25 protein-coding genes and 1 pseudogene are annotated in these 22,434 nt (G+C 60.2%); 16 read left to right on the top strand and 10 right to left on the bottom strand.

Features of this window, described 5'->3' with window-relative positions; genetic code table 11:
* Window positions 1-54: 54 nt before the first annotated feature.
* Complete coding sequence (locus tag NXC24_RS20095) at window positions 55-1,242, top strand: divergent polysaccharide deacetylase family protein (protein ID WP_104824887.1); 1,188 nt, start codon at window positions 55-57, stop codon at window positions 1,240-1,242.
* Window positions 1,243-1,259: 17 nt separating this feature from the next.
* Window positions 1,260-1,799, top strand: a complete 540-nt coding sequence (locus tag NXC24_RS20100) for an RNA pyrophosphohydrolase (protein WP_104824888.1) — start codon at window positions 1,260-1,262, stop codon at window positions 1,797-1,799.
* Between the two features lie 45 nt (window positions 1,800-1,844).
* Here the strand turns inward: NXC24_RS20100 and bfr are convergent, their stop codons facing one another.
* The 5 genes from bfr to NXC24_RS35755 all read right to left on the bottom strand — a co-directional run bounded on the left by bfr (window position 1,845) and on the right by NXC24_RS35755 (window position 8,578).
* The gene (bfr, locus tag NXC24_RS20105; RefSeq protein WP_028753752.1) at window positions 1,845-2,330 is read right to left on the bottom strand and encodes a bacterioferritin; all 486 of its coding nucleotides are present in this window, start codon (window positions 2,328-2,330) and stop codon (window positions 1,845-1,847) included.
* Window positions 2,296-2,607, bottom strand: a complete 312-nt coding sequence (locus NXC24_RS20110; protein ID WP_104824890.1) for a (2Fe-2S)-binding protein — start codon at window positions 2,605-2,607, stop codon at window positions 2,296-2,298. The genes bfr and NXC24_RS20110 overlap by 35 nt, the downstream gene beginning before the upstream one ends.
* A gap of 142 nt (window positions 2,608-2,749) precedes the next feature.
* Window positions 2,750-6,145, bottom strand: coding sequence for an error-prone DNA polymerase (locus NXC24_RS20115; RefSeq protein ID WP_104824891.1), 3,396 nt, complete (start codon window positions 6,143-6,145; stop codon window positions 2,750-2,752).
* On the bottom strand, window positions 6,142-7,569 hold the full coding sequence (locus NXC24_RS20120; RefSeq protein WP_245464002.1) for a DNA polymerase Y family protein: 1,428 nt from the start codon (window positions 7,567-7,569) through the stop codon (window positions 6,142-6,144). Before NXC24_RS20120 ends, NXC24_RS20115 begins: the two co-directional genes overlap by 4 nt.
* 40 nt (window positions 7,570-7,609) lie before the next feature.
* Entirely contained in the window at window positions 7,610-8,578 is a 969-nt protein-coding gene (locus NXC24_RS35755) for a hypothetical protein (RefSeq protein WP_245463911.1), read from the bottom strand.
* A 163-nt stretch (window positions 8,579-8,741) separates the two neighbouring features.
* Between NXC24_RS35755 and NXC24_RS20125 the strand changes: the two genes are divergently transcribed.
* Window positions 8,742-9,179, top strand: a complete 438-nt coding sequence (locus tag NXC24_RS20125; protein WP_104824893.1) for a metallopeptidase family protein — start codon at window positions 8,742-8,744, stop codon at window positions 9,177-9,179.
* 19 nt (window positions 9,180-9,198) lie between these two features.
* On the opposite strand, the gene NXC24_RS20130 is transcribed toward NXC24_RS20125, so the two are convergent.
* Both NXC24_RS20130 and NXC24_RS20135 read right to left on the bottom strand, forming a co-directional pair.
* Window positions 9,199-9,405 (bottom strand): DUF1737 domain-containing protein, encoded by a 207-nt coding sequence (locus NXC24_RS20130; protein ID WP_104825280.1) that lies wholly within the window; start codon window positions 9,403-9,405, stop codon window positions 9,199-9,201.
* 26 nt (window positions 9,406-9,431) lie between these two features.
* Window positions 9,432-10,367: a CoA ester lyase gene (locus tag NXC24_RS20135; protein ID WP_104824894.1), complete on the bottom strand. Its 936-nt coding sequence runs from the start codon at window positions 10,365-10,367 to the stop codon at window positions 9,432-9,434.
* Window positions 10,368-10,493: 126 nt separating this feature from the next.
* Between NXC24_RS20135 and NXC24_RS20140 the strand changes: the two genes are divergently transcribed.
* Both NXC24_RS20140 and leuD read left to right on the top strand, forming a co-directional pair.
* Window positions 10,494-10,724 carry a hypothetical protein gene (locus NXC24_RS20140; protein ID WP_104824895.1) on the top strand — a complete coding sequence of 77 codons (231 nt, stop codon included), beginning with the start codon at window positions 10,494-10,496 and terminating at the stop codon, window positions 10,722-10,724.
* Window positions 10,725-10,914: 190 nt separating this feature from the next.
* Window positions 10,915-11,523, top strand: a complete 609-nt coding sequence (leuD, locus tag NXC24_RS20145) for a 3-isopropylmalate dehydratase small subunit (RefSeq protein WP_104824896.1) — start codon at window positions 10,915-10,917, stop codon at window positions 11,521-11,523.
* 25 nt (window positions 11,524-11,548) lie between these two features.
* Here the strand turns inward: leuD and NXC24_RS35145 are convergent, their stop codons facing one another.
* On the bottom strand, window positions 11,549-11,686 hold the full coding sequence (locus NXC24_RS35145; RefSeq protein ID WP_158704501.1) for a hypothetical protein: 138 nt from the start codon (window positions 11,684-11,686) through the stop codon (window positions 11,549-11,551).
* Between the two features lie 25 nt (window positions 11,687-11,711).
* Between NXC24_RS35145 and NXC24_RS20150 the strand changes: the two genes are divergently transcribed.
* The 10 genes and pseudogenes from NXC24_RS20150 (at window position 11,712) to NXC24_RS20195 (ending at window position 20,487) form a co-directional block, all read left to right on the top strand.
* Complete coding sequence (locus NXC24_RS20150; protein ID WP_104824897.1) at window positions 11,712-12,530, top strand: sugar phosphate isomerase/epimerase family protein; 819 nt, start codon at window positions 11,712-11,714, stop codon at window positions 12,528-12,530.
* A gap of 261 nt (window positions 12,531-12,791) precedes the next feature.
* The gene (gene leuB / locus NXC24_RS20155; protein ID WP_104824898.1) at window positions 12,792-13,904 is read left to right on the top strand and encodes a 3-isopropylmalate dehydrogenase; all 1,113 of its coding nucleotides are present in this window, start codon (window positions 12,792-12,794) and stop codon (window positions 13,902-13,904) included.
* A gap of 145 nt (window positions 13,905-14,049) precedes the next feature.
* On the top strand, window positions 14,050-14,844 hold the full coding sequence (locus NXC24_RS20160; protein ID WP_104824899.1) for a phosphatase PAP2 family protein: 795 nt from the start codon (window positions 14,050-14,052) through the stop codon (window positions 14,842-14,844).
* A 78-nt stretch (window positions 14,845-14,922) separates the two neighbouring features.
* Entirely contained in the window at window positions 14,923-15,666 is a 744-nt protein-coding gene (gene lpxE, locus NXC24_RS20165) for a lipid A 1-phosphatase LpxE (protein ID WP_104824900.1), read from the top strand.
* A gap of 322 nt (window positions 15,667-15,988) precedes the next feature.
* Entirely contained in the window at window positions 15,989-16,282 is a 294-nt protein-coding gene (locus NXC24_RS20170) for a helix-turn-helix domain-containing protein (protein WP_104824901.1), read from the top strand.
* A gap of 162 nt (window positions 16,283-16,444) precedes the next feature.
* Entirely contained in the window at window positions 16,445-17,194 is a 750-nt protein-coding gene (locus tag NXC24_RS20175) for a glucose 1-dehydrogenase (RefSeq protein WP_104824902.1), read from the top strand.
* Between the two features lie 307 nt (window positions 17,195-17,501).
* Window positions 17,502-18,011, top strand: a complete 510-nt coding sequence (locus NXC24_RS20185; RefSeq protein ID WP_104824904.1) for a DNA starvation/stationary phase protection protein — start codon at window positions 17,502-17,504, stop codon at window positions 18,009-18,011.
* Between the two features lie 28 nt (window positions 18,012-18,039).
* A pseudogene (locus NXC24_RS35515) lies at window positions 18,040-18,230 on the top strand (hypothetical protein).
* 112 nt (window positions 18,231-18,342) lie between these two features.
* On the top strand, window positions 18,343-19,377 hold the full coding sequence (locus NXC24_RS20190) for an aspartate-semialdehyde dehydrogenase (protein WP_104824905.1): 1,035 nt from the start codon (window positions 18,343-18,345) through the stop codon (window positions 19,375-19,377).
* A 288-nt stretch (window positions 19,378-19,665) separates the two neighbouring features.
* Complete coding sequence (locus NXC24_RS20195; RefSeq protein WP_104824906.1) at window positions 19,666-20,487, top strand: lytic murein transglycosylase; 822 nt, start codon at window positions 19,666-19,668, stop codon at window positions 20,485-20,487.
* 75 nt (window positions 20,488-20,562) lie between these two features.
* Here NXC24_RS20195 and NXC24_RS20200 read toward each other — a convergent pair whose 3' ends face one another.
* Together NXC24_RS20200 and pdxY are read right to left on the bottom strand one after the other, a co-directional pair.
* On the bottom strand, window positions 20,563-21,201 hold the full coding sequence (locus tag NXC24_RS20200; RefSeq protein WP_104824907.1) for a carbonic anhydrase: 639 nt from the start codon (window positions 21,199-21,201) through the stop codon (window positions 20,563-20,565).
* Between the two features lie 71 nt (window positions 21,202-21,272).
* A complete protein-coding gene (gene pdxY / locus NXC24_RS20205) occupies window positions 21,273-22,148 on the bottom strand; it encodes a pyridoxal kinase PdxY (RefSeq protein WP_104824908.1) in 876 nt (291 codons plus the stop codon).
* On the opposite strand from pdxY, the gene NXC24_RS35150 reads away from it, so the two are divergent.
* Window positions 22,147-22,341, top strand: a complete 195-nt coding sequence (locus tag NXC24_RS35150; protein ID WP_158704502.1) for a hypothetical protein — start codon at window positions 22,147-22,149, stop codon at window positions 22,339-22,341. The two genes, pdxY and NXC24_RS35150, sit on opposite strands and share 2 nt — an antisense overlap.
* Window positions 22,342-22,434: the final 93 nt, after the last annotated feature.

Below are 22,434 nucleotides of genomic sequence, written 5' to 3' on the forward strand. Positions count from 1 at the left end.
GAAACTGGAATGCACGGGGGCGGACATTTTCCCATTTTGGGGTGGATACGGACTTTGGGAACGGATTTGCATGCACCGCTGGGCCAGAACCGCGGCTCTGGCCGCAAGCGGCGGCGTCCGCCCTTCGGGCGCATCCTCGCCGGCTTCTGTCTGATCGCGATCGCCAGTTTTTCCCTCTATTCAGCACTGTTGCGCGACCATCTGCAGAAGACTCCCCCGGTCGAGACTGCCGAAAAGGCGTCGCCATCACCGCAGGCCAGTAACAAGCCGGCCACGGGCGATCAAACGACAGGCCTGAAGCAGGTCGATCCGCAATCCGGCGCCGATACGCATCGCATCGTCACCAGCGACGGTTCGGTCGTGACCATGTTCAGCCCGAATACGCGCGACGGCGACGGCCCTGTGCTGATCAATGCCAATCAGGTCGGCCAGGATCCGCGCATGGCGGCGACGCCGAACGACAGCCTGCTGGAGGATTCGCCTTTCGGCAAGCTGCCGATTATCGCGCCGAGCGGATTGAGACCGATGGACCAATATGCGCGGCCCTGGTCCGGTGCCCGCGGCACGCGCGTCGCCATCGTCGTCAGCGGCCTCGGCCTCAGCCAGACCGGTACGCAGCGCGCCATCGAGAAACTGCCGGAGGAAATCACGCTCGCCTTTGCCGCCAGCGGCAACAGCCTGCAGCGCTGGATGCAGGAGGCGCGGCGTGGCGGCCATGAAATCCTGATCCAGGTGCCTTTCGAGCCATTCGATTACCCAGGCAACAACCCCGGACCCGATACGCTTTTGACCTCGCAGCCCGCGGCCAAAAACATCGAAGACCTGCACAAGGCTTTGGCCGAAATCACCAACTATACTGGCGTGATGAACTATCTCGGCGGACGATTCCTGTCGAATGCCGATGCCATGGAACCGGTCATGCGTGATATCGGCAAGCGCGGTCTGTTGTTCCTCGACGACGGCTCCTCGGCACAGTCCAAATCCGGTACGGTTGCCAAGGCGCTTGAGGTGCCGCATGCATTTGCGGATGTGCAGCTCGACGGAGAATTGAAGCAGGATGCCATCCTGAAGAAGCTCGACGAGCTGGAGCGCATCGCCCGCCGTAATGGCTCGGCTATCGGCGTTGCGTCCGCTTTCGACGAGAGCGTCGACGCCATCAGCAAATGGAGCGAGGAGGCCGCCATGCGCGGCATCGAGATCGTCGCCGTCTCGGCGCTTGCCGACGACCCCAAACATCCCTGAAGGCTTAGAGGATTACCATGAGCAAGAGCCGCGTCCCCATCAGAGCTGAAGACCTGCCTTATCGCCCCTGCGTCGGCATCATGGTGCTCAATCGCGAAGGGCTGGTCTGGGCCGGCAAGCGCATTCCGGACGGCAATTCCGAATATGACGGCTCGCCGCATCTCTGGCAGATGCCGCAGGGCGGCATCGACGAAGGCGAGGACCCGCTAGTGGCCGCCTATCGCGAGCTTTACGAAGAGACCGGCATAAAGACCGTGACGCTGCTCGCCGAAGCGAAGGACTGGATCAACTACGATCTGCCGCCGCAATTGATCGGCATCGGCCTCAAGGGAAAATTCCGCGGCCAGACCCAGCGCTGGTTCGCCTTCCGCTTCGACGGCGACGAAAGCGAAATCGCCATCAATCCGCCGCCGGGCGGCCATGAACCGGAATTCGAGGCCTGGGATTGGAAGCCGATGGCGGAGCTACCCAGTCTGATCGTCGCCTTCAAACGGTCCGTCTACGAGCAGGTCGTCGCCGAATTCCAAAATTTGGCTGGGTTGAAGGCGGAAGACTGAGCGCATTCCGACCGCCTGAAAGGGCGGCCGGAAAATCGATGCTAATTATTCAGCAGAATCAGCGGAATCGGCGTTGAGCTGGCCGTATTTGGCCTCGCCGATCTTTTCAAGCAGGTCGATCTGGGTTTCCAGGAAGTCGATATGACCTTCCTCATCCGCCAACAGCTCTTCGAACAGCTTCATCGAAACATAGTCGCCGGCATCGTGACAGATGTCGCGCGACTTCTTGTAGGCGGTGCGGGCGTCATATTCGCCGGCGAGATCGGCCTCCAGCACTTCCTTGACATTCTGGCCGATGCGCAGCGGCGCCAGTGTCTGCAGGTTCGGATGCCCTTCGAGGAAGATGATGCGAGCAACGAGACGATCGGCGTGGTGCATCTCTTCGATGGATTCCGCACGCTCCTTCTTGGCAAGCTTGGTATAGCCCCAATCTTCCAGAAGCCGGTAATGAACCCAATATTGATTGACTGCACCGAGTTCGAGAAATAGGGCCTCGTTAAGCCGCTCGATGACTTTTTTGTCGCCTTTCAATGTCCGCTCTCCTGTTTTCTTCATGGAACTTTTTCAAGCGGGACATGAAATCAAATATTTCCGCCTCCGTCGAGTGGCGGCGGGCATGATAGTCCTCGGTCGTCTGTATAATGATGTCGACGACATTCGGGAAGCAGCCGCAGCAACGGCCGCGCTTCGACATGGCGTGATAGACCTTGGCAGGAACGATGAGCTGCCAACAATCCTGATCGAGGAGCTCGATGATGACCTCCCGGATTTCCTTGTCGGTGATGTAATTACAACTGCAAACCAGCATTCTTCGCTCAGCCCGTCAAACATGACATCTGCTGTCTTGTTATCTGCGAAAGAAGACGATCTTTGTCAAGAAAAATTCGATTCATTTTTCATCGGGCGAGCCGGACAGGGTCACTTTGGCGTGACGCATGATGCCCTGCGCATCAATGGAAGTTACGGCCTCGCGGCATGACGCTTGCCGTCTCGGCCGCATTGCTGCGGCCATCTGCCGCTATCTCGGCAGCCTCTCGCACGGACGCACTTGTTTCGGTAAGCCGCTTCTTCTGCCGGTGATCCATGGTCGGACGCAGGGCCTCATCCGCCCGATCGCTGACGCCGAACCGCCTAGCTTCGCGTTGCAGGATCCCCAGCGCCGAAGTCATATCCTCGATATAGTCGACCACCACATGGATGACGCCGCTTTCGCTCTGCAGACGGCCGCGGATCTTGACCAGCCGGGCGCCCATGACGATGGCGCGGTATTTCTCGAACATCTTCGGCCAGACGATCGCATTGGAAACGCCGGTCTCGTCCTCCAACGTCATGAAGATCACGCCCTTCGCCGAGCCCGGCCGCTGTCGCACCAGCACCAACCCGGCAATCGTCACCATCCTGCCATTAGGAACATTGGGCAAATCCCTGTTCTGCACGATGCCCAGTTGGGCGAAATCCGCCCGCAGGAAAGACACCGGATGCGCCTTCAGCGACAGCGAAAGATAGCGATAATCCTCGATCACCTGCTCGCCAGGCAGCATTTCCGGCAGGGACACCACCGGCTCGATTTGCAGGTCGGTGCGGTCGGCAAGATCGAAGAGAGGTAGCTTTTCCGCAGCGCTGCCGACATCGAGAGCCCGCACGGCCCAAAGCGCCTCGCGACGGCTCAAACCGATGGAGCGGAAGGCATCCGCATCCGCGAGGCGTTCGATCTGCGCTTTGGCAAGACCGGAGCGCAGCCAGAGATCGCGCACGGAACTGTAACCAGCGCCACGACGCTCGACGAGCTGTTCCATCTCCTTATCCGACAGGCCCTTGACCTGCCGGAAACCGAGGCGGACGGCGCATTGCGTCTTGATCAGTGCGCGCATCGACACATGACGCGGCTCGACGGCGTCCTGATCGAAGCGCGCCCTCTCCAGCAGGCAATCCCAACTGGAATGATTTACATCCACCGGCCGCATCTCGACGCCATGCTCACGCGCATCGCGCACGAGCTGCGCCGGCGCATAGAAACCCATGGGCTGCGCATTGAGGATCGCCGCACAAAAGACATCGGGATAATAGGCCTTGAGCCAGGAAGAGGCGTAGACGAGGAGGGCGAAGGAAGCCGCGTGGCTTTCGGGAAAGCCATATTCGCCGAAACCCTTGATCTGCTCGAAACAGTTTTTGGCGAATTCCCGCTCGTACCCCCTTTCAGCCATGCCTTCGATCATCTTCTTCTCGAAAGTGTGGATGGTCCCCGTTCGTTTGAAGGTCGCCATCGCCCGGCGCAACTTGTCAGCCTCCGCAGGTGTAAACCCCGCTGCCGTAATGGCGATTTGCATTGCCTGTTCCTGAAAGAGGGGGACTCCCAGCGTTCGCTTCAGAACCTCCTTCAGCTCCGGGCTCGGATAGTCGAGTTCCTTTCCTGCCCGGTCTGCCTCTCGCCGCTTGAGATAGGGATGCACCATGTTGCCCTGGATCGGTCCAGGCCGGACGATCGCCACTTCGATGACCAGATCGTAGAATCTACGAGGCCTCAGCCGTGGCAGCATGCTCATCTGCGCCCGGCTCTCAATCTGGAAAACCCCAATCGTATCGGCGCGGCAGATCATGTCATAGACCGGCTCGCCGTCCGGATGATTGGCATTGCCGAGATCGGCGAGCGTCTTCTTCACATCATAGTGGAGGCGCAGCAGATCGAAGGCCTTGGCAAGGCAGGTCAACATCCCCAGCGCCAGGACGTCGATCTTGAGAATATCGAGGGAATCGAGATCGTCCTTGTTCCACTCGATCATATAGCGGTCGTCCATCGCCGTATGCATGATCGGCACGACTTCATCCAACCGGTCCCTGGTGATGACGAAGCCGCCGACATGTTGGGTCAGATGCCGGGGAAATCCCATCAGCGTCGAAGCATAGGACAGAACGCGCTGCGTCGTCCGATCCCTGAGGTCGAGGCCGGCAATCCTTGCCTCGCGTTCGGATAATTCTTCTGTCGACCAGCCCCAGACACCGCTCGCCAGAGCCGATTGCACATCCTCCGACAGGCCGAAGGCCTTCGCCACCTCGCGGCCAGCCGAGCGCGCCCGATAGCTGGTGACTGCCGCCGTCAGCCCGGCATGCTCCTTTTTGTAATGTTTGTAGATATACTGAATAACGTCTTCGCGCTTCTCGTGCTCGAAATCAACATCGATATCCGGCGGCTCTTCCCGTTCCGTCGAAATGAAGCGCTCGAACAAAAGCGTCGTGATCTCCGGATTGACCTCGGTAATTCGAAGGCAATAGCAGACCGTGGAATTGGCAGCGGAGCCGCGGCCCTGGCACAGGATATTTTCGCTGCGAGCATGTTCCATGATGCGATGCACCGTCAGGAAATAGGGCTCGTACTGCCTCTGCTTGATCAGATCGAGCTCGTAGTCGATCTGCTTGGCGACCTTGGGTGGAATACCATTAGGATAGCGCCATTTGGCGCCCGCCCGCGTCAGTCGCTCCAGCGTTTCCGAGACAGTCTCGCCCGGAACACTTTCGTCGGGATAATTGTGCTTCAGCTCATCCAGCGAAAAAGACAGCCGGCTAAAAAACTTTTGCGTATTGGCGATGGCTTTCGGGTAGTTTTTAAAAAGCCGTGCCATTTCCGCCCCGCCCTTCAAACAGCGTTCGGCATTGGCCGCCAGCCTGAAGCCGGCCTCGGCGATCGGCACATGCTCACGGATCGAAACGACGATATCGGCAAGCGGTTTGCGCTCGCTCGCGTGATAAAGCGGCTGATTGGTGGCGATCAAGCGCACCCCGTTTCTGAGCGCGAGGATGGAGAGTGTCGCGAAGAACAGGTGATCGCGCCCGTCATAGGCGGGCGACAGCGCCATATGGAGCTTCCTGCCGAAGCGCATCCACAGCCGCGCCAGGCACCCTTCCAGTTTCGCCTGTCCCTCCTGCGTCTCCACGCTCGCAGCATCCGGCACGAGCGCCAGCATCATCTCGTCGCCCCATTCCAGGAGGTCGGCCTCGTGAAGCTCGCATTCCCCTTTCTCGGCCCTGAGATTGCCGGCGCTCAACAGCCGACAGAGATGCGCCCAACCCTTGCGATTCTGCGGGAAGGCGAGGATGTCGGGCGTCTCGTCCGAAAAGATCAGGCGGGCGCCGGGCTGGAAGCGATAGCGATGCTGCTTGGCGATGACATGCGCCCTGACCACGCCGGCGACGCTGTTCCGATCAGCGATGCCGAGGCCGCTGAGGCCGGCGATCTTTGCGGCCAGAACCATTTCTTCCGGATGCGAAGCTCCTTCGAGAAAGGAGAAATTCGATCGTGCCCCGATCTCGAAAAAGGGCACGGTTTCGAGAGTTGGGGCAGGGGCACTCATGGGAAGATTCCATGCATGTACCAGCTCGGCCTTGTTGCACCCTGACCATAGAGACCCTTGCGAAACAGCCAGAAACGATGACCGGCCTCATCCTCGATGCGGAAATAATCGCGGGCCGGGGTTTCCTCCTCGTCGACCCACCATTCCGCCGCAAGCCGCTCCGGTCCTTCGGCCCGCAGGACTTTATGCGTGATCCGCCGCCAACGGAATTGCCGGGGCGGACCGTCAGGCACTTCGGTGGCAAAGGTTTCGATCGGCTCGGGCATGCGAAACAGCCGGAGCGGGCGCTCCCCGCGGAAGAAGCCATGACCGGCATGCTCGCTTCCTGTCCGTCTGTGGGCCGCAAGGATTTCTACGGCAGGTATCGATCGAACGGCACGTTCGGGAATATGGCTTTCCTGCAGCGCGAAGCCCTGCAGGCAGTCCGGCCCCAGCCGTGCCGCGACCCGGTCGGCGAAGGCGGCGAGCGAGCCATCCTGCCGGCCCTCTTCGATGAAATCGTCTTGCGCCGCGTCGAAAGGCGCATGTTCCAGGACATTGAGGCGGACGATTTCGAAGCCGTATCCCACATCGAGATCGTCATGAATGGCAGTGAAGCGCTCCGTGAACAGGTTGGCGATCCGGCTCGGCTCCCGCAGCGGCTGCGACGCCCCGGCGGCGATGCGGAACACCATGCCGTCGACCCGGAACAGCAAAAGCTCGAACGAACGGCCACCGACACCGCGGGCCTCCAGCCCCGGCTTCAAGGTTTCGGCAAGCTGGCGGGCAAGCTGCAGGATATCGGCCTCCGCCTGCACCGGTTCGGCAAGCCGCCGCTCGGCTGACAACTGCGCGACCGGCCGGCGCGGCGAGATCGGCTCCTCGATCAGGCCGACGGCCTGATCGAGCCGCAACAGGAGTTGCGCGCCGAAACGGCGGGTCAGCGGCGCCCGCGGTGCGGCCAGGAGATCGCCCACCTGCTTCAATCCCAGCTTCTGCAATGCGGCGACTGTTTCCTCGCCAAGCCTGAGCGAGGCGACCGGCAGTGGCGCCAGCGCCTCTTCCATGGCTTCCGGAGGAACGACACGGCTCTCGTCGAAGCGGGCCACCGCCCAGGACAGACCCGGCGCAGAGGAGATGGCGCCACGGACATCGAGACCAAGCCGGGAAATCCGGATCAGAATATCCTCGAGCAGCGCTTCTTCGCCGCCGAAGAGATGGGCACAGCCGGTAATATCGAGGAAAAGCCCGTCCTTGCCGTCGATCGCCACCAGCGGCGTATAGCGATCGCACCAATCGGCGATCGCCTCCAGCAGCTTGCGATCCGCGGCCGGATTCTCTTCGACGACGTCAAGGGCGGGACAGATCGCCTTCGCCTCGGCGACGCCCTGTGCAAGCTTCAGGCCGATCGTCTCGGCCCTTTCATTGAGCGCGGTGAGCCGCATGGCATTGTTCAGCTTGCCGGCACAGGCGAGTGGTGGCGCCTCAAGCCGACCGGTCGAACGCCAGGACAGACCCCATCGCTTGCGGGCGATCCGGTCGGTCGGCAGATGCGGAAAGGTCAGCGCCAGAATGCGCTGCGTATTCGCCGGGAAAGGCAGGGCGCTGAGTGTCGAGGACAGGGGCAAACTGGCGGTCATGGGCATTCCACTCCAGGGTTATGGAAAAGGGTGCCGGGTTGCGGCTCTTTTCCAGGGTGAGACGAAAGGCCGGATGACCGATGCTGCCGCCAAGTAGCGATCCGTCCGGCAGGGGCCGCGCCAGGGCCGGCGCGGGTTCGACGGCGAGACGGAAGAGAGCACTGCTCGCCTCCTCCTCGCCCGCTTGACGCAACAGAAACAAGGGCCGCCCCGCTGCCTTGGCCCGAAGCGCAAGCCGCCGGCTCTCCGTCAGCCCGAAACGGGCCGGATTGCCGCGTACCTCCAGAATGACGACCGCAAAGGCCGCACTGACGAGAGCCGCCTCCGCCAGCCATAGCGCCTCTTCCAGCTTGCGCGGCGATGCCTGCAGAAAACCGGCCGGCTCCAATCCGAAATCCCGAATCCCGATCGCATAGGGCAGGCCGGCCTCCATCGCCGCGACCGTATCGCCGATCCACAGAACCGGCGATACGGCCGCAGTTTTGCCGGCGGCTTGCCCCCCAGGCCGCGCAGCGAGAGCTCTAAGCCGTGCAGCGAGAGCAAGCGTGAAACCGCTGGCCGCTCCGGCATCCCGCAAGGCCAGTGAGCGGATCTCCGTCAGCGCATCGAGCGGCACGCCGCCCTGCATCGCCTCGTCGAGATCGGCAACCCCTATCGCAAGCGGCTGGACGGCATCGGCTGAACCAACCTCCGGCTCTGCTGCCCGTGCCTCATGCGCCACGGCAGCCAGCGCCGGTATCGGCCTGCCTTCCAGTCGGGCAATGGTTTCACGCAGGGCAAAAAGCGTCTCCCGCGCCACGGCGGCCTCGGCCATGACGTTAGCTCCAGATCAATTATGTTCCTGTTATGTTCTTATGGATTCCAGAGGTCGGAAGAAGAGTCAACACCATTTTATGAGAAAATATTCCTCTGCCTGAATCCACTCTCGAAAAACCGAAACAAAGGCTCTATATGACCAGCTAAGGAAGGAAGCATTCATGGCCCGCATTGACCAGAGCGAGGATTGGCGGGACCGCCATGCCCCCTCGATCAGCACATTCGAATCCCTGGCCACGGAGGCTTACAGCCACCTGCCGGACGAATTCCGTTCGCTCACCGGCAATCTCATCATCCTCATCGAAGATTTCCCCGACGACGACGTGTTCGAGGACATGGCGCTGGAAACGCCCTTCGATCTGCTCGGCCTGTTCGAAGGCCGCGGCATATCGGAGCGTTTCACCGCCCAAACCGGGGAAATGCCGAACAAGATCCGCCTCTATCGCCGGCCGATCATCGATTACTGGGCGGAAAACGAGGAAACCCTCGGCGACATCATCACCCACGTCCTGATCCACGAAATCGGCCACCATTTCGGCCTGAGCGACGAGGACATGGAGCGCATCGAGGCGAGCGCCGAAGAAGCGACGGACCGGTGAGGAACCGATCCTGCTATGCTTACTGCTCGGAAAGCTTCATTTCCGGATCGTAATCCTTGCCTTCGACGTCCTTGACGACCGCTTGGCCGCATTGCATCAGGCCGGTCGCGGCATTGAAGGCATAGGTCGGCGAGCCCGAGAGTTCCCAGCCCTTGTTCAGTGCCGCGGTCACCTTATGGCAGAAGGAAGCGTCGTCAGGGCCGGTGAGGAAGCGGTAGAGTTTCATCAAGTCGTCTTTCATACGTATCAGCCTCATCCTGAGCCTGTCGAAGGACGATGGCGTTCTGCAATCAGGCGAGCTTTATGGACCAGCCTTTCCGCCTGGACAAGATGCAGCCGCTCGACCATGCGTCCGCCGAGGTTTACGACATTGAGGCCGGCCGCCGCCGGATCGGCGAAAGCGGCGATGATGGCTTCCGCCTCCGCAATGGCAGCTTCATCGGGGCCGAAATGCCGGTTGGCGGCTTCGATCTGGTTCGGATGGATCAACATCTTACCGGCAAAGCCCATAGCGCGGCCCTCGGCACATTCGGCGTCCACTGCCTGCATATCCTTGAAATCGTTGAAAACACTGTCGATGGCGTCGAGCCCGTAGGCGCTGACGGCCAGGATCACCTGCATGAGCCAGGGCACGAGATAGGCGCGGCCTGGCTGCGCCAACACATCGGTCTCCTTGCGCAGATCATTGAGGCCGACGACCAAACAATCGAGCCGGCTTCCCGCCGTGCGCCCGGCCTCGGCGATTGCCGCGGCGTTCAAGACGCCGCGCGGCGTCTCGATCATCGCCCAGATGCGCAGGCTCTCCGGCGCATCCGCCTCGGCAAACCTATCGCTGACAACGGTCACATCCTGCGGCTCGTCGATCTTGGGCAGTAACACCGCATCCGGCTCGAGCGCCAGCACCAACTCCAGGTCATCGGCACCGAAGCCCGACGATAGCGTATTGATGCGGATGATGCGCTCCTTGCCGGCCTTTTCTTCGCTATCAGGCGGCGAGCCGGCGAAAAAAGCCCGCAAATTCTCCCGCGCTTCCGCCTTTTTCTCCGGCGCCACGGAATCCTCGAGATCGAAGATGACCGCATCGCAATCGAGATCGGCTATCTTCTCAAGAGCCCGGCGGTTGATCGCAGGGACACTCAGCACCGAGCGGCGCAGACGGACGGAACGGGGAGGGGCGGGACGGCTCATAATACAGTTTTGCCGCGCTTTCGGCCATCACGCAAGACAACAACAAGCAAGACAACAAAAAGCCATGCTCCTCTTGCAGAGAGAAACAGAGAGGACCACATTGCCATGAGTAGAGAGGTCTCGACCATGCAGAATATCCGTTCCTTGTTTATCGCGCTTGCCGGCATCACCGTGTTTGCAGCCCTGGCGCTGTTTACCGTTTCACTCACGCTCGCTGTCGGCGGCATCCTCACCGTGCTTATGGTGGGTCGCGCGATTTCGTTGCGGATGAAGCCTGCTCCGGTGCGCGCCAAGGCGAACGGTCAGCGCGAAATGCGCATTTGGAACGACGGTCGCGGCACGATCATCGATCTCTAGGCCAAGGTCAGGGCAGGGCGGCGCCTCGCCGCTCTCCAGTACGCTCATCCACGCGTAATTCCTGAATTGCGGAACTGCGGCCGAAGCGCCCGGTTTCAGAGCATTTCCAAGATTCCCCTTCATTTTTGCAGGGATTTGCTCTATTGGCAGGATAATTCGTGCATAGACGAAAATTGAAGGCAGGACCCCCATGGACAAGTTCGTGAAGTTGACCGGTGTCGCGGCACCCCTCCCGGTCGTCAATGTCGATACCGACATGATCATCCCGAAGGACTATCTGAAGACCATCAAGCGCACCGGTCTTGGCACAGGGTTGTTCGCCGAAGCCCGCTACAATGAGGATGGCTCGCCGAACCCGGATTTCGTGCTGAACAAGCCGGCCTATCAGAATGCTAAGATCCTCGTCGCCGGCGACAATTTCGGCTGTGGTTCGTCGCGCGAACATGCCCCGTGGGCGCTGCTCGACTTCGGCATCCGCTGCGTCATTTCGACGAGCTTCGCCGACATCTTCTACAATAACTGCTTCAAGAACGGCATCCTGCCGATCAAGGTCAGCCAGGAAGAGCTCGACAAGCTGATGGACGACGCCTCGCGCGGCTCCAACGCCATTCTGACGATCGATCTGGAAAACCTTGAGATCACCGGCCCGGACGGCGGCTCGATCAAGTTCGAGCTCGACGAATTCAAGCGCCATTGCCTGCTGAACGGCCTCGACGATATCGGCCTGACACTGGAAAAGGCCAAGGCGATCGACAGCTTCGAAAAGACGAACGCCGCATCCCGTCCCTGGGCTGCCTGATCGATTTCATTATCACATTTGCGTGTCAGAGCCGGGCTGAAAAGCCCGGCTTTTTCTTTTCATGCCATGGAAAGTTCATGAGGTTGCCGGCTGTAATATGCCCGACAAAAAGGGGGATCATATAGTCTTTGCGGAGCCCTTCAGGCTGCTCCCGCTCCTCCATTTCCTCCTCCCAATCGGAGCATTTCATGACCTCCCTTCCAATTCTTGGCGCAGCCATGACGCTTGCCGATGTCGAAGCCCATCGTGATTGGCTGCTCGAAAAACCGCGCGATCTGGAACTGCAGAGCTTCGTCGAAGCCGAAATCCTGAATGGCGACTGGGCGCCGCTCGCCGAGCACGCCAGGAAATTGCTCGACGGTCACCAGGGCCGGCTCGGCATCCACGGACCATTCTGGGGCTTCATCATCGCCTCGCAGGATCCGGAGATCCGCGCCGTCGTCACCAAGCGCCTCACGCAGGCGCTCGACGTCTGCGCCAATATCGGCGCCACGCAGATGGTCATTCATAGCCCCTATACGTCCTGGTCCTACAACAACCTCGACAACAACAAGGGCGAACGCGAGAAGATCATCGAATACACGCATCTGACGTTGAGGGACGCTGTCAGACGCGCCGAGAATATCGGCCTGACCATGGTCATCGAGAATATCGAGGACAAGGATCCGCATATCCGCGTCGGTCTCGCCGACAGCTTCAATACACCCGCCGTCGCCGTTTCGATCGACACCGGCCATGCCCATTACGCCCATGGCTACACCGGCGCACCGCCGGTTGACTACTATGTCCACGCCGCCGGCAACCGCCTGCAGCATGTCCACCTGCAGGATGCCGACGGCTATGCCGATCGCCACTGGAGCCTTGGCGAAGGCAATATCCACTGGCGCGCCGTCTTCGCCGCCCTTGCCAAACTCGACAGCAATCCGCGCCTGATCATCGAGATCAAGGACAAGTCGAAAATCCCGGCATCGGCCGCCTATCTCGCCTCGCTTGGATTGGCGGAGTAAGGATAAAGCAACGCAAGCCATCCGCCCTCGTGGTTCGAGACGGCCCTTTGGGCCTCCTCACCATGAGGGCTCATGCTCTCGCCTGGCTTATAGTTCGCTCCGCCCTCATGGTGAGGTGCGAAGCCCAAAAGGCGCAGCCTCGAACCACGAGGGTCGGCCGCAAAAGCCCCAAACCGTACCGTTTCCGCTCCTTCCTCGCTTGAAAAGCCGCATCTGCGGGTCTAAGAACCCGCAACTTGTTTCTTTTGCGGAGGCTTTCCCATGACAGTGCGCAATCTTTTCCTCCTGCCTGGCGACGGCATCGGTCCCGAAGCCATGGGCGAAGTCCGCAAGATCATCGCCTATATGAACGAGGCGAAGAATGCCGGTTTCGTCACCGACGAAGGTCTCGTCGGCGGCAGCGCTTATGATGCGCATGGCGCCGCCATCTCCGAAGAAGACATGCAGAAGGCACTTGCGGCCGATGCCGTGCTCTTCGGCGCCGTCGGTGGCCCGAAGTGGGATAGCGTTCCCTATGAAGTGCGTCCGGAAGCCGGCCTGCTGCGCCTGCGCAAGGATCTCCAGCTTTTCGCCAATCTGCGCCCGGCCATCTGCTATCCGGCGCTGGCATCGGCCTCCTCGCTGAAGCCGGAGCTGGTTGACGGCCTTGATATCCTCATCATCCGCGAGCTCACCGGCGGCGTTTATTTCGGCGAGCCGAAGGAAATCATCGACCTCGGCAACGGCCAGAAGCGCGGCATCGACACCCAGGTCTACGACACCTACGAGATCGAGCGCATCGCCGGCGTCGCCTTCGAACTGGCGCGCACTCGCAACAACCGCGTCTGCTCGATGGAAAAGCGCAACGTCATGAAGTCGGGCGTGCTCTGGAACCAAGTCGTCACCGCGACGCACAAGGAAAAATATGCTGACGTGCAGCTCGAGCATATGCTCGCCGATGCCGGCGGCATGCAACTCGTTCGCCAGCCGAAGCAGTTCGACGTCATCGTCACCGACAATCTCTTCGGCGACATGCTGTCCGACGTTGCCGCCATGCTGACCGGCTCGCTCGGCATGCTGCCATCCGCTTCGCTCGGCGCTCCGGATGCCAAGACCGGCAAGCGCAAGGCGCTCTACGAGCCGGTACACGGTTCCGCACCCGATATCGCCGGCAAGGGCATTGCCAACCCGATCGCCATGATCGCCTCCTTCGCCATGTGCCTGCGCTACTCCTTCGGCCTGGTTTCCGAAGCCGATGCGCTGGAAAAGGCAATCGCCAACGTGCTCGACAGCGGTATCCGCACCGGCGACATCATGTCCGCCGGCAGCCGCCAGGTCGGCACCGCCGAGATGGGCGATGCCATCCTTGCCGAATTCAAGGCTCTGTCGGCATAATCGCCGCCTAGAGCGCCACGCGTTCATCTGAACGCCCAAAGCTCGCTCTAGTATTTCACGTGAAACATTCAAAGCCCTCGCTCTTTGCTTGCAGAGCGGGGGCTTTTTGTTGAACTCAACGCGACGGACTCCTATTTCCCATCGCATGAGCACGGAAACGACATCGCCACCAGTAAGCACAATCCAGAGGCAATTACGACCTTGGCAGAGGCTGGCGCGGCGCTATGACGTCCGCCGCAGCCGTCATGGCCGCCTTCCTTGGCTCGGCTGCACGCTGACCGCCATCAACATCGTCGTTCTCGCCTTCTTCGTCTTCGACACACCGCTTGGGCAGGCTGCGAAAAACCTCTCGCCGCGACTGATTGCGGTCGCAGGCGCCGTCACCGATATCGGCAGGCTGGCCTGGATCCTCGCCGCCATCGCCGTCGTGTTTGCCGTCGGTCTTTTTATCGTACGACGCTCGCCGACGCATGGCGGTTACCGAAGCGTCCTTCTCATCCGGATAGTCACCTATGTCGGCCTGTCGGTTCTTTCCACCAGCATCATCGTCAATCTTCTGAAATACGCGATCGGACGGGCGCGGCCCCTGCTTTATGACCAATATGGCATTCTCGGCTTCGAACCGTTTCATGGTGACTTCCTGTTTCAGAGCTTTCCCTCGGCGCATTCGGCCAATGTGGGTGCTCTCTTTACCGCGCTGGCTCTGCTTTTCCCGCGATTCCGGCTGCTGTTCATCGGCATCGGCCTCTGGCTCGGCGCTTCTCGCATCATCATCGGCGTTCATTATCCAAGCGACGTCGCCGCGGGGCTGGCGCTCGGCGCCTGGATCGCCTTCGCCGTCGCGATCCTCTTTTCCCGTTTCGGCCTGGTCTTCTCCACAGGACAAGACGGTTGGCCGCGGCCGCGGCTGAACCATGGGCTTCGCTGCCGATCGTCTTAAATCTGTAAAAAAACTGTAGCAGGAGCCTGCTACGCGTGATCGTCGACTGGGGTGGAGTATCGACGACAGGCGGTGGGTATGCAGGCGATCTTGACGTCTCTGGACAGGCGGTGGCGGCGCAATAGGAGCGGCTTCGCTCCTTCGCATTGGAAGATCTGCCTGTTCCTGACCGCCAATATCGTATTGCTGGCGGCCCTGCTGTTCGATTGGCCGGTCGGCGCGACCATCAAGAACATTGCACCGCCCATTCATTTCTTCGGCAAGCTGCTCACCAATTTCGGCGAATCCGGCTGGATCATCTTGGTCAGCGCCTTCCTGTTCTTCGAAGGCTGGGCCGGCAGCCGGCTGCTGCAGTCGCCGCGCTGTCGCTGCCAGGCCCTGCGCATCTGTCAGATCGGCGGCTATCTGCTGACGACCATCGCGCTTTCGGGCATCATCGCCAATCTCCTCAAGCGCGCCATCGGTCGTGCCCGCCCCACTCATTTTGAGGATTGGGGTCCTTTCGGTTTCTCCCCCTTCAACGGCCATGCCAGCTTCGAAAGCTTCCCATCCGGCCATGCGACCACCATTGGCGCCTTCTTCGTGGCACTTGCCTTCCTCTTCCCCCGCTATCGCTACATCTTCGTCGCCTGCGCTCTTTGGCTCGCGACGACGCGAGTGATGATCGGCGCGCACTATCCGAGCGACGTCATCGCCGGCCTCGCGCTTGGCGGCTGGTTCTCCTTCATGACGGCGATCGTCTATTCCCGCTACGGCCTGCTCTTTCGCATCGGCGAGACTGGCTGGCCGGTGCCAAAATTACCGCTGCTGAAGGGGAAGTAGGGATCATTTCCCTCATCCGCCCTCGCCCTTCGAGGCTCCACCCTTCGGGTTCCGCTCCTTAAGGGTGAGAGCTCTCCTTGAGCTGGCCCGCGTCATCGCTCCGCCCCCATGGTGAGGTGTTTTGATGTCAGAGCGTCAGCAAAGGCAGCAAAGCCTCGAACCACGAGGGCCGCCCCCCCACAGCTCTCGAAAAATCATTCGTGAACTACCTTGGTCCCGTCCATCGCTGCACCCTGAATGGTTGCCAAGCATCCCCTGCATTCATATATCTGAAGCGGCGAATTTGCGGGAAACCTTTCCCCGTTTGAGTGTGGCGAAGACGATGACCGATGCAGGACAGACGAGGCTAAGCGAAAGGCAGATGGGATTGATTGCCCGGGCGCTCGCCGAGCCGCGCCGTGTGCAGATGCTGAAAGAAATCGGCGGTCGCGGCGAGCCTATGCCTTGCAGCGTCCTGACGCAGTGCCACACCGTCAGTGCCGCGACGATATCGCATCACATCAAGGAACTCGAAAACGCCGGTCTCATCGAGATCGTGCGGGAAGGCAAGTTCGCAAACCTGGTGCTTCGGCGCGATGTCCTGAATGCCTACATGGCGGAACTCTCCAACATCTGACAATCATTTTCCCCACACGCCGCGCCGGCGGCTCTTGCATCAGTTAGATGAGTATCTAAATATCAAAGTGACGCAGCGAAGACCGCCGGTGTAAGGCCTCGTCTGCGCCATCAGTTCGATATTTATAAAATCATCTAACAATTATCTCGACAGGAGCTAGACATGAGCAAACTGGCAGGCAAGGTCGCAATCGTGACCGGAGCATCGAAGGGGATCGGCGCAGGCATCGCCAAGGCATTGGGCGAGGCGGGTGCGGCTATCGTCGTCAACTATGCGTCGAGCCGCGAAGGCGCCGACAAGGTCGTGGCCGAGATCACCGCCAAGGGCGGCAAGGCGATCGCAGCTCACGGCGATGTTTCGAAATCCGCCGACGTGAAGCGGCTTTTTGCTGAAACGAAGGGAGCCTTCGGCGGCGTCGACATCCTCGTCAACAATGCCGGCGTCTATCAATTCCAGCCGCTGGAAGAGATCACCGAAGAGGAATTCCACCGGCAGTTCAACATCAACGTTCTCGGCACGCTGCTGACGACGCAGGAAGCGGTGAAGCATTTCGGTCCTGAAGGCGGCAATGTCATCAACATCGCCTCGACCGCCGTCACCATGAACCTGCCAACCGCCACGGTCTACACGGCGACCAAGGCCGCCGTCACCTCGATCACCCAGATCCTCGCCAAGGAGCTCGGTCCGCGCAATATCCGCGTCAACACCATTTCGCCTGGCGGGGTCGAAACCGAAGGCGTCATTGCAGCGGGCATCATCGGCAGCGATCTCGAAAAGCAGATGGTTTCCCAAACGCCGCTTGGCCGCCTCGGACAGCCGACCGATATTGCCCCGATCGCCGTTTTCCTCGCCTCGAAGGACTCCGGCTGGCTGACGGGCGAAACCCTCTATGCCGGCGGCGGCCTGAAGTAACCGCCTATCCGCAGAGCCGCTTCCCTCCTTGGCAAGGGAAGCGGAATTGCCCGCATGCCATGGTTCCGATCCGCGCGGCCACCTCCGGCGAGAATTGCCAAACCGTCTCCGTCTTCATAGTATCATTGCCGTTCGGGTTTTTCCGAAGATCTCCGCAGCCGCTTTTGCTGCAAAACGACATCTTGACCGCGGAAACTTTCAAGACAGATCCCTGTCTGCAATGCGACCCCTCGCGAGCGAACGCCATGAATTACTGCGAAAATCTCTGAGGATCGCTGTTGCGACCAACGAAACGGAGCACGTCATCATGAATACCGCCAACACCAAATCGAAACTGGGCACGCGCACCAATCTCAGCGAAGAAGCGACACGCGATATTTCCGCAGCACTGAATGCGCTGCTGGCCGACGTCTTTTCCCTTTATCTCAAGACCAAGAATTTCCATTGGCATATGAGTGGACCGCATTTCCGCGATTACCACCTGTTGCTGGACGAGCAGGGCGAGCAGATCTTCGCCATGACAGACCCGATGGCCGAACGCGCCAGAAAGATCGGCGGCACCACGCTGCGTTCGATCGGCCACATCGCCAAGCTGCAGCGTATCCCCGACAATGACGCCGAATATGTCGACGCCCAGGACATGCTCGCCGAACTGGCCGACGACAATCTCAGGCTTTCCGCCGAAATCCGCGCCGCCCACGATGTCTGCGATGAATATGGCGATATCGCCACCGCCAGCCTGCTTGAAAGCTGGCTGGACGAGACGGAACGCCGCACCTGGTTCCTGTTCGAATCCACCCGCAACACCAACCGCTGAGGGCTGATGTTGATTTCCGCGTTCCCGCATCGGTCGGAACGCGGAAATCCTTGACTCCTGTGGAAAACCCCGTAGAACCGGCGACGGAAAAGGAAGACCTCCATGGTTCGCTTCGAACAGATCGATAGCTTCGGTCACCTGGCAGACTATGCCGGGCAGGAGTTCCGTTTTCCGGTTTCTTCCAAAACCAAGGCCAAAACGACGACGAAAACCGTCTGACGTCTCTGGCCTGCCGCTCTCTCCCCGGCTCGGCTGGGGACAGGAACCGGCCGTTATGGCCGCGGTTCCCCCCCCTCGCCCAAGAGGAGAGAAGAGAAAGAGAGCTTGAGAAATGGGTTTCAAAGTTGCAGTTGCGGGCGCGACCGGGAATGTCGGCCGCGAAATGCTCAATATCCTGTCCGAACGCGGTTTTCCGGCTGACGAGGTCGTAGCCCTCGCATCGGCCCGCTCGCAGGGCACCGAAGTTTCCTTCGGCGACCGGACATTGAAGGTTTCGAACCTGGAGAACTACGATTTCTCCGACACCGACATCTGCCTGATGTCGGCCGGCGGCGATGTCTCCAAGAAGTTCTCGCCGAAGATCGGCGCCCAGGGCTGCGTCGTCATCGACAACTCCTCCGCCTGGCGCTACGACGCCGACGTGCCGTTGATCGTGCCGGAAGTAAACCCGGATGCCGTCACGCAGTTCACCAAGCGCAACATCATCGCCAACCCGAATTGCTCGACCGCGCAGCTTGTTGTGGCGCTGAAGCCGCTGCACGACTTCGCCAAGATCAAGCGCGTCGTCATCTCGACCTACCAGTCCGTCTCCGGCGCCGGCAAGGACGGCATGGACGAGCTTTTCAACCAGACCCGCGCCGTCTTCGTCGCCGATCCGATCGAGTCGAAGAAGTTCACCAAGCGCATCGCCTTCAACGTCATTCCGCACATCGATGTCTTCATGGAAGACGGCTACACCAAGGAAGAATGGAAGGTGCTGGCCGAAACCAAGAAGATGCTCGATCCGAAGATCAAGGTTACCTGCACCGCCGTGCGCGTGCCGGTCTTCATCGGTCATTCGGAATCGGTCAATATCGAGTTTGAAAACGAGATCACTGCCGATCAGGCCCGCGATATCCTGCGCGAAGCCCCGGGCTGCCTCGTCATCGACAAGCGCGAAAACGGCGGCTACATCACGCCTTATGAGTCCGCCGGCGAGGACGCGACCTACATTTCGCGCATTCGCGAGGACGCAACGGTTGAAAACGGTCTCAACATCTGGGTCGTCTCCGACAATCTGCGCAAGGGCGCGGCGCTGAACGCCATCCAGATTGCCGAACTCCTGATCAACCGTGGCCTGGTCAAGCCGCGCAAGCAGGCGGCATAAAGGGTTTATAAACCATTTACGGTTTTTCAACCTTTGCTGGCTAAGTAGGAACCAAATAAAAGCCTCGCTATTTCCGATCGAATGGCGAGGCTTTTACAAAGCTGCGTCAGGTATAGTGTTTCACGTGAAGCGAAAATATTGATCGCTTAACCGTGATAATGACAGAATTGCCGGATACTGGCATGGTCCGGTCACAGTAAGACCGCGCGTAGGCCTCAAAAATGGAAGGCTTATGCGCCATCAAAAACCATTACCGCGCCTCGCGCGGTAAGAATTCGGGGACTCTGAATGCGCATGACAAAGTCTGGAATGGCAGCTCTCGTGGCAGGCGGGTTGCTGTTGGTGACGCCATTTGCGGCGAATGCGGCAGCTTGCGGCAACTCGTCGGCCGGTTTTGAGAACTGGATGCAGGAATTCAAGCAGGAAGCACAGGCCCAGGGCGTCAGTGCCTCTGTTCTCGACCGAGCCTTCGCCAACGTGCATTACAATCAACCGACCATCCGCGCCGATCGCGGCCAGAAGAGCTTCAAGCTCTCCTTCGAAGATTTCATGAGAAAGCGCGGTGGCCAGGCGATTATCACTCGTGGCAAGAACATGAAGCAGGCCAACGCCGCTCTGTTCGCGAGAATCGAGAAGCGTTATGGCGTGCCCGCCGGCCCGATCATCGCCATCTGGGGCATGGAAACCGGTTTCGGCGGCTTCATGGGCGACCAGCATACGCTCTCGGCCGTGTCGACGCTCGCTTATGACTGCCGCCGCTCCGACTATTTCACCGATCAGCTCTACGCCGCCCTCAAGCTCGTCGGCGAAGGCTATCTGAGCCCGACCGCCCGCGGCGCGGCCCATGGCGAAATCGGCCAGACACAATTCATGCCGAAGAACGTCGTCAATTTCGGCGTCGACGGCGATGGCGACGGCAGGGTCGATCTGGTCGGATCCCGCGCCGACGCGCTGGCCTCAACTGCAAACTTCCTGAAGGGCCATGGCTGGCAGCCAGGTCTTGGCTACCAGCCCGGCGAACCCAATTTCGCGGCGATCGGCGGCTGGAACGATGCAGCGGTCTACCAGCAGGCGATCGCCTATATCGGCAAGCAGATCGACGGCCAATAACTACGGCAACAAATCGACAAAAGGCGCTCGGCCAAATGGCCCGGAGCGCCTTTTTCGTTTGTCCTTATCGTAGTCTCAGATTTCCGGCCGGATAAAATCGCGCGTCGTCGGGTCCATCACCCACAGCTCGCCGGTCGAGATATCGAACCATGCGCCGTGCAGGTTCAATTTCCCTTCCTCTTCCAGCGCCTTGATATCGGGAAAGCTGCGTAGATTGTCGAGCGAATTGCGGATGGAGATGCGCTCCAGCGCCGTCTGCCGCTCGGCCGGCGTCATAACGTCATTGCTCTGGATCTGCTCGGCGGCCGGCTTTACGAGGCCCATCCACCGGCCGATGAAATCGCCCGGCGACAGCGGCTCGGCATTCGGATCCAACGCTGCGCGGATGCCGCCGCAGCGACCATGTCCCATGACAACGATATCCGCGACCTTCAGGGACTGCACCGCGAATTCCAGAGCTGCGGACGTCGAGTGAAAATGGCCGTCCGGCTCATAGGGCGGCACCATATTGGCGACGTTGCGGATAACGAAAAGCTCTCCGGGACCAGCGTCGAAAATGGTCTCCGGCGCCGAACGGCTGTCGGAACAGGCAATCACCAGGGTTCCGGGCTTCTGCCCTTCCTCCGCCAAATTGCGATAGCGATCGCGTTCATCGACGTAACGCCCGCTCATGAAGTTGCGATAGCCGTTCAGAAGGGAGGTAGGAAAGCTCATGACATTGAATTACAGCGCACCGCCGCCAATGGCAACTATTGCAACGCAAAAAGCTATCGCATCGGCGACCGCTATTTTTTCCGTCGCTGCGCCGGATGCAGCAGGCGCCGCATCTGCACCATTGCCATGGGGGTCGAGAGGCTGGAAGCATCGGCGGCGAGCGTCAATTCGTCGCTGCCGCGCTTGACCGCCCGCGCCAGGACTTCATAGACGCTGGCCGTGGTCAATTGCAAAGCCCTCTCTTCGTCCATGCCCGACAGAAGCCGCGACAGGAACACGGCCGAGAGCAGGTCGCCAAGCCCGTTCGGCGCGTTGTCGATGCTGCGATGTTCGGCAAACAGCGCATTTCGGCCGCTGAGATAGAGATTGCCGGTGCCACCGGTCATCATCGGCACGGCCGACGTCACCAGCATGCGCGGCGGCCCCAGCGCCAGGGCAGCCTCCATGACGGCATTGTTGTCCTCCAGCGGCGCGCCGGCAAGCCAGGCAAGCTCGTAGCGGTTCGGCGTCGCCAGCGATGCGAGCGGGATGAGCTGATCGCGGATCGCTTCGGCGGTTGCGTCGGGCACATAGAGCCCACCGGCATCGCCGATAACGGGATCGCAGGCATAGAAGAGATCGGGGTTCTTTTCCCTGAGTGCCGTTACCAGCCGCGCGACGGAGCGTGCCTGCGCGGCATTGCCGAAATAACCCGACAGCACCGCCTTCACCTCCGCGAGCCAGGGCGCGGCGATAAGATCGTCGATCGCGTGGTCGAAATCCGCCTCGGCAAAGGTCAGCCGGGTCGAGCGGCCATGGCCGGGATGCCAGGGCAAAACGACTGTTGGCAGCGCCCAAACGGGGTGGCCCAGGGTTTCCAGCGCGAAGACGGCGGCACGATTGCCGACGGAACCTCTGACGACATGGCTGGAGATGACGATAACGGCGCCCGCCGCGATATCCGACATGATGCTTGCTTCCAGTTCCGATCTTCCGGCCTTGATTGCGCCGTTTGATGATCTTTTTATCGTCACTCTGTCAATCGCGCTTCACAGAGTCATGAAAACCTCTGTTGACTACGCAATATCGCCAATTCTGCGCCAATTTTTACACGGATTGCATCAAGATCATCGCAAATCAGCAAGATTCTTCAAAATTTGAGACCGAATTGGTCGAAAAGCGATGAAATTCGCATTCAATTTGCCAGTTTTTTCGATAAACCTTCTGATAAAGTGACCAAACTTGGAATAAGGG

The organism is Rhizobium sp. NXC24 (genome assembly GCF_002944315.1).
Classification (GTDB): domain Bacteria; phylum Pseudomonadota; class Alphaproteobacteria; order Rhizobiales; family Rhizobiaceae; genus Rhizobium.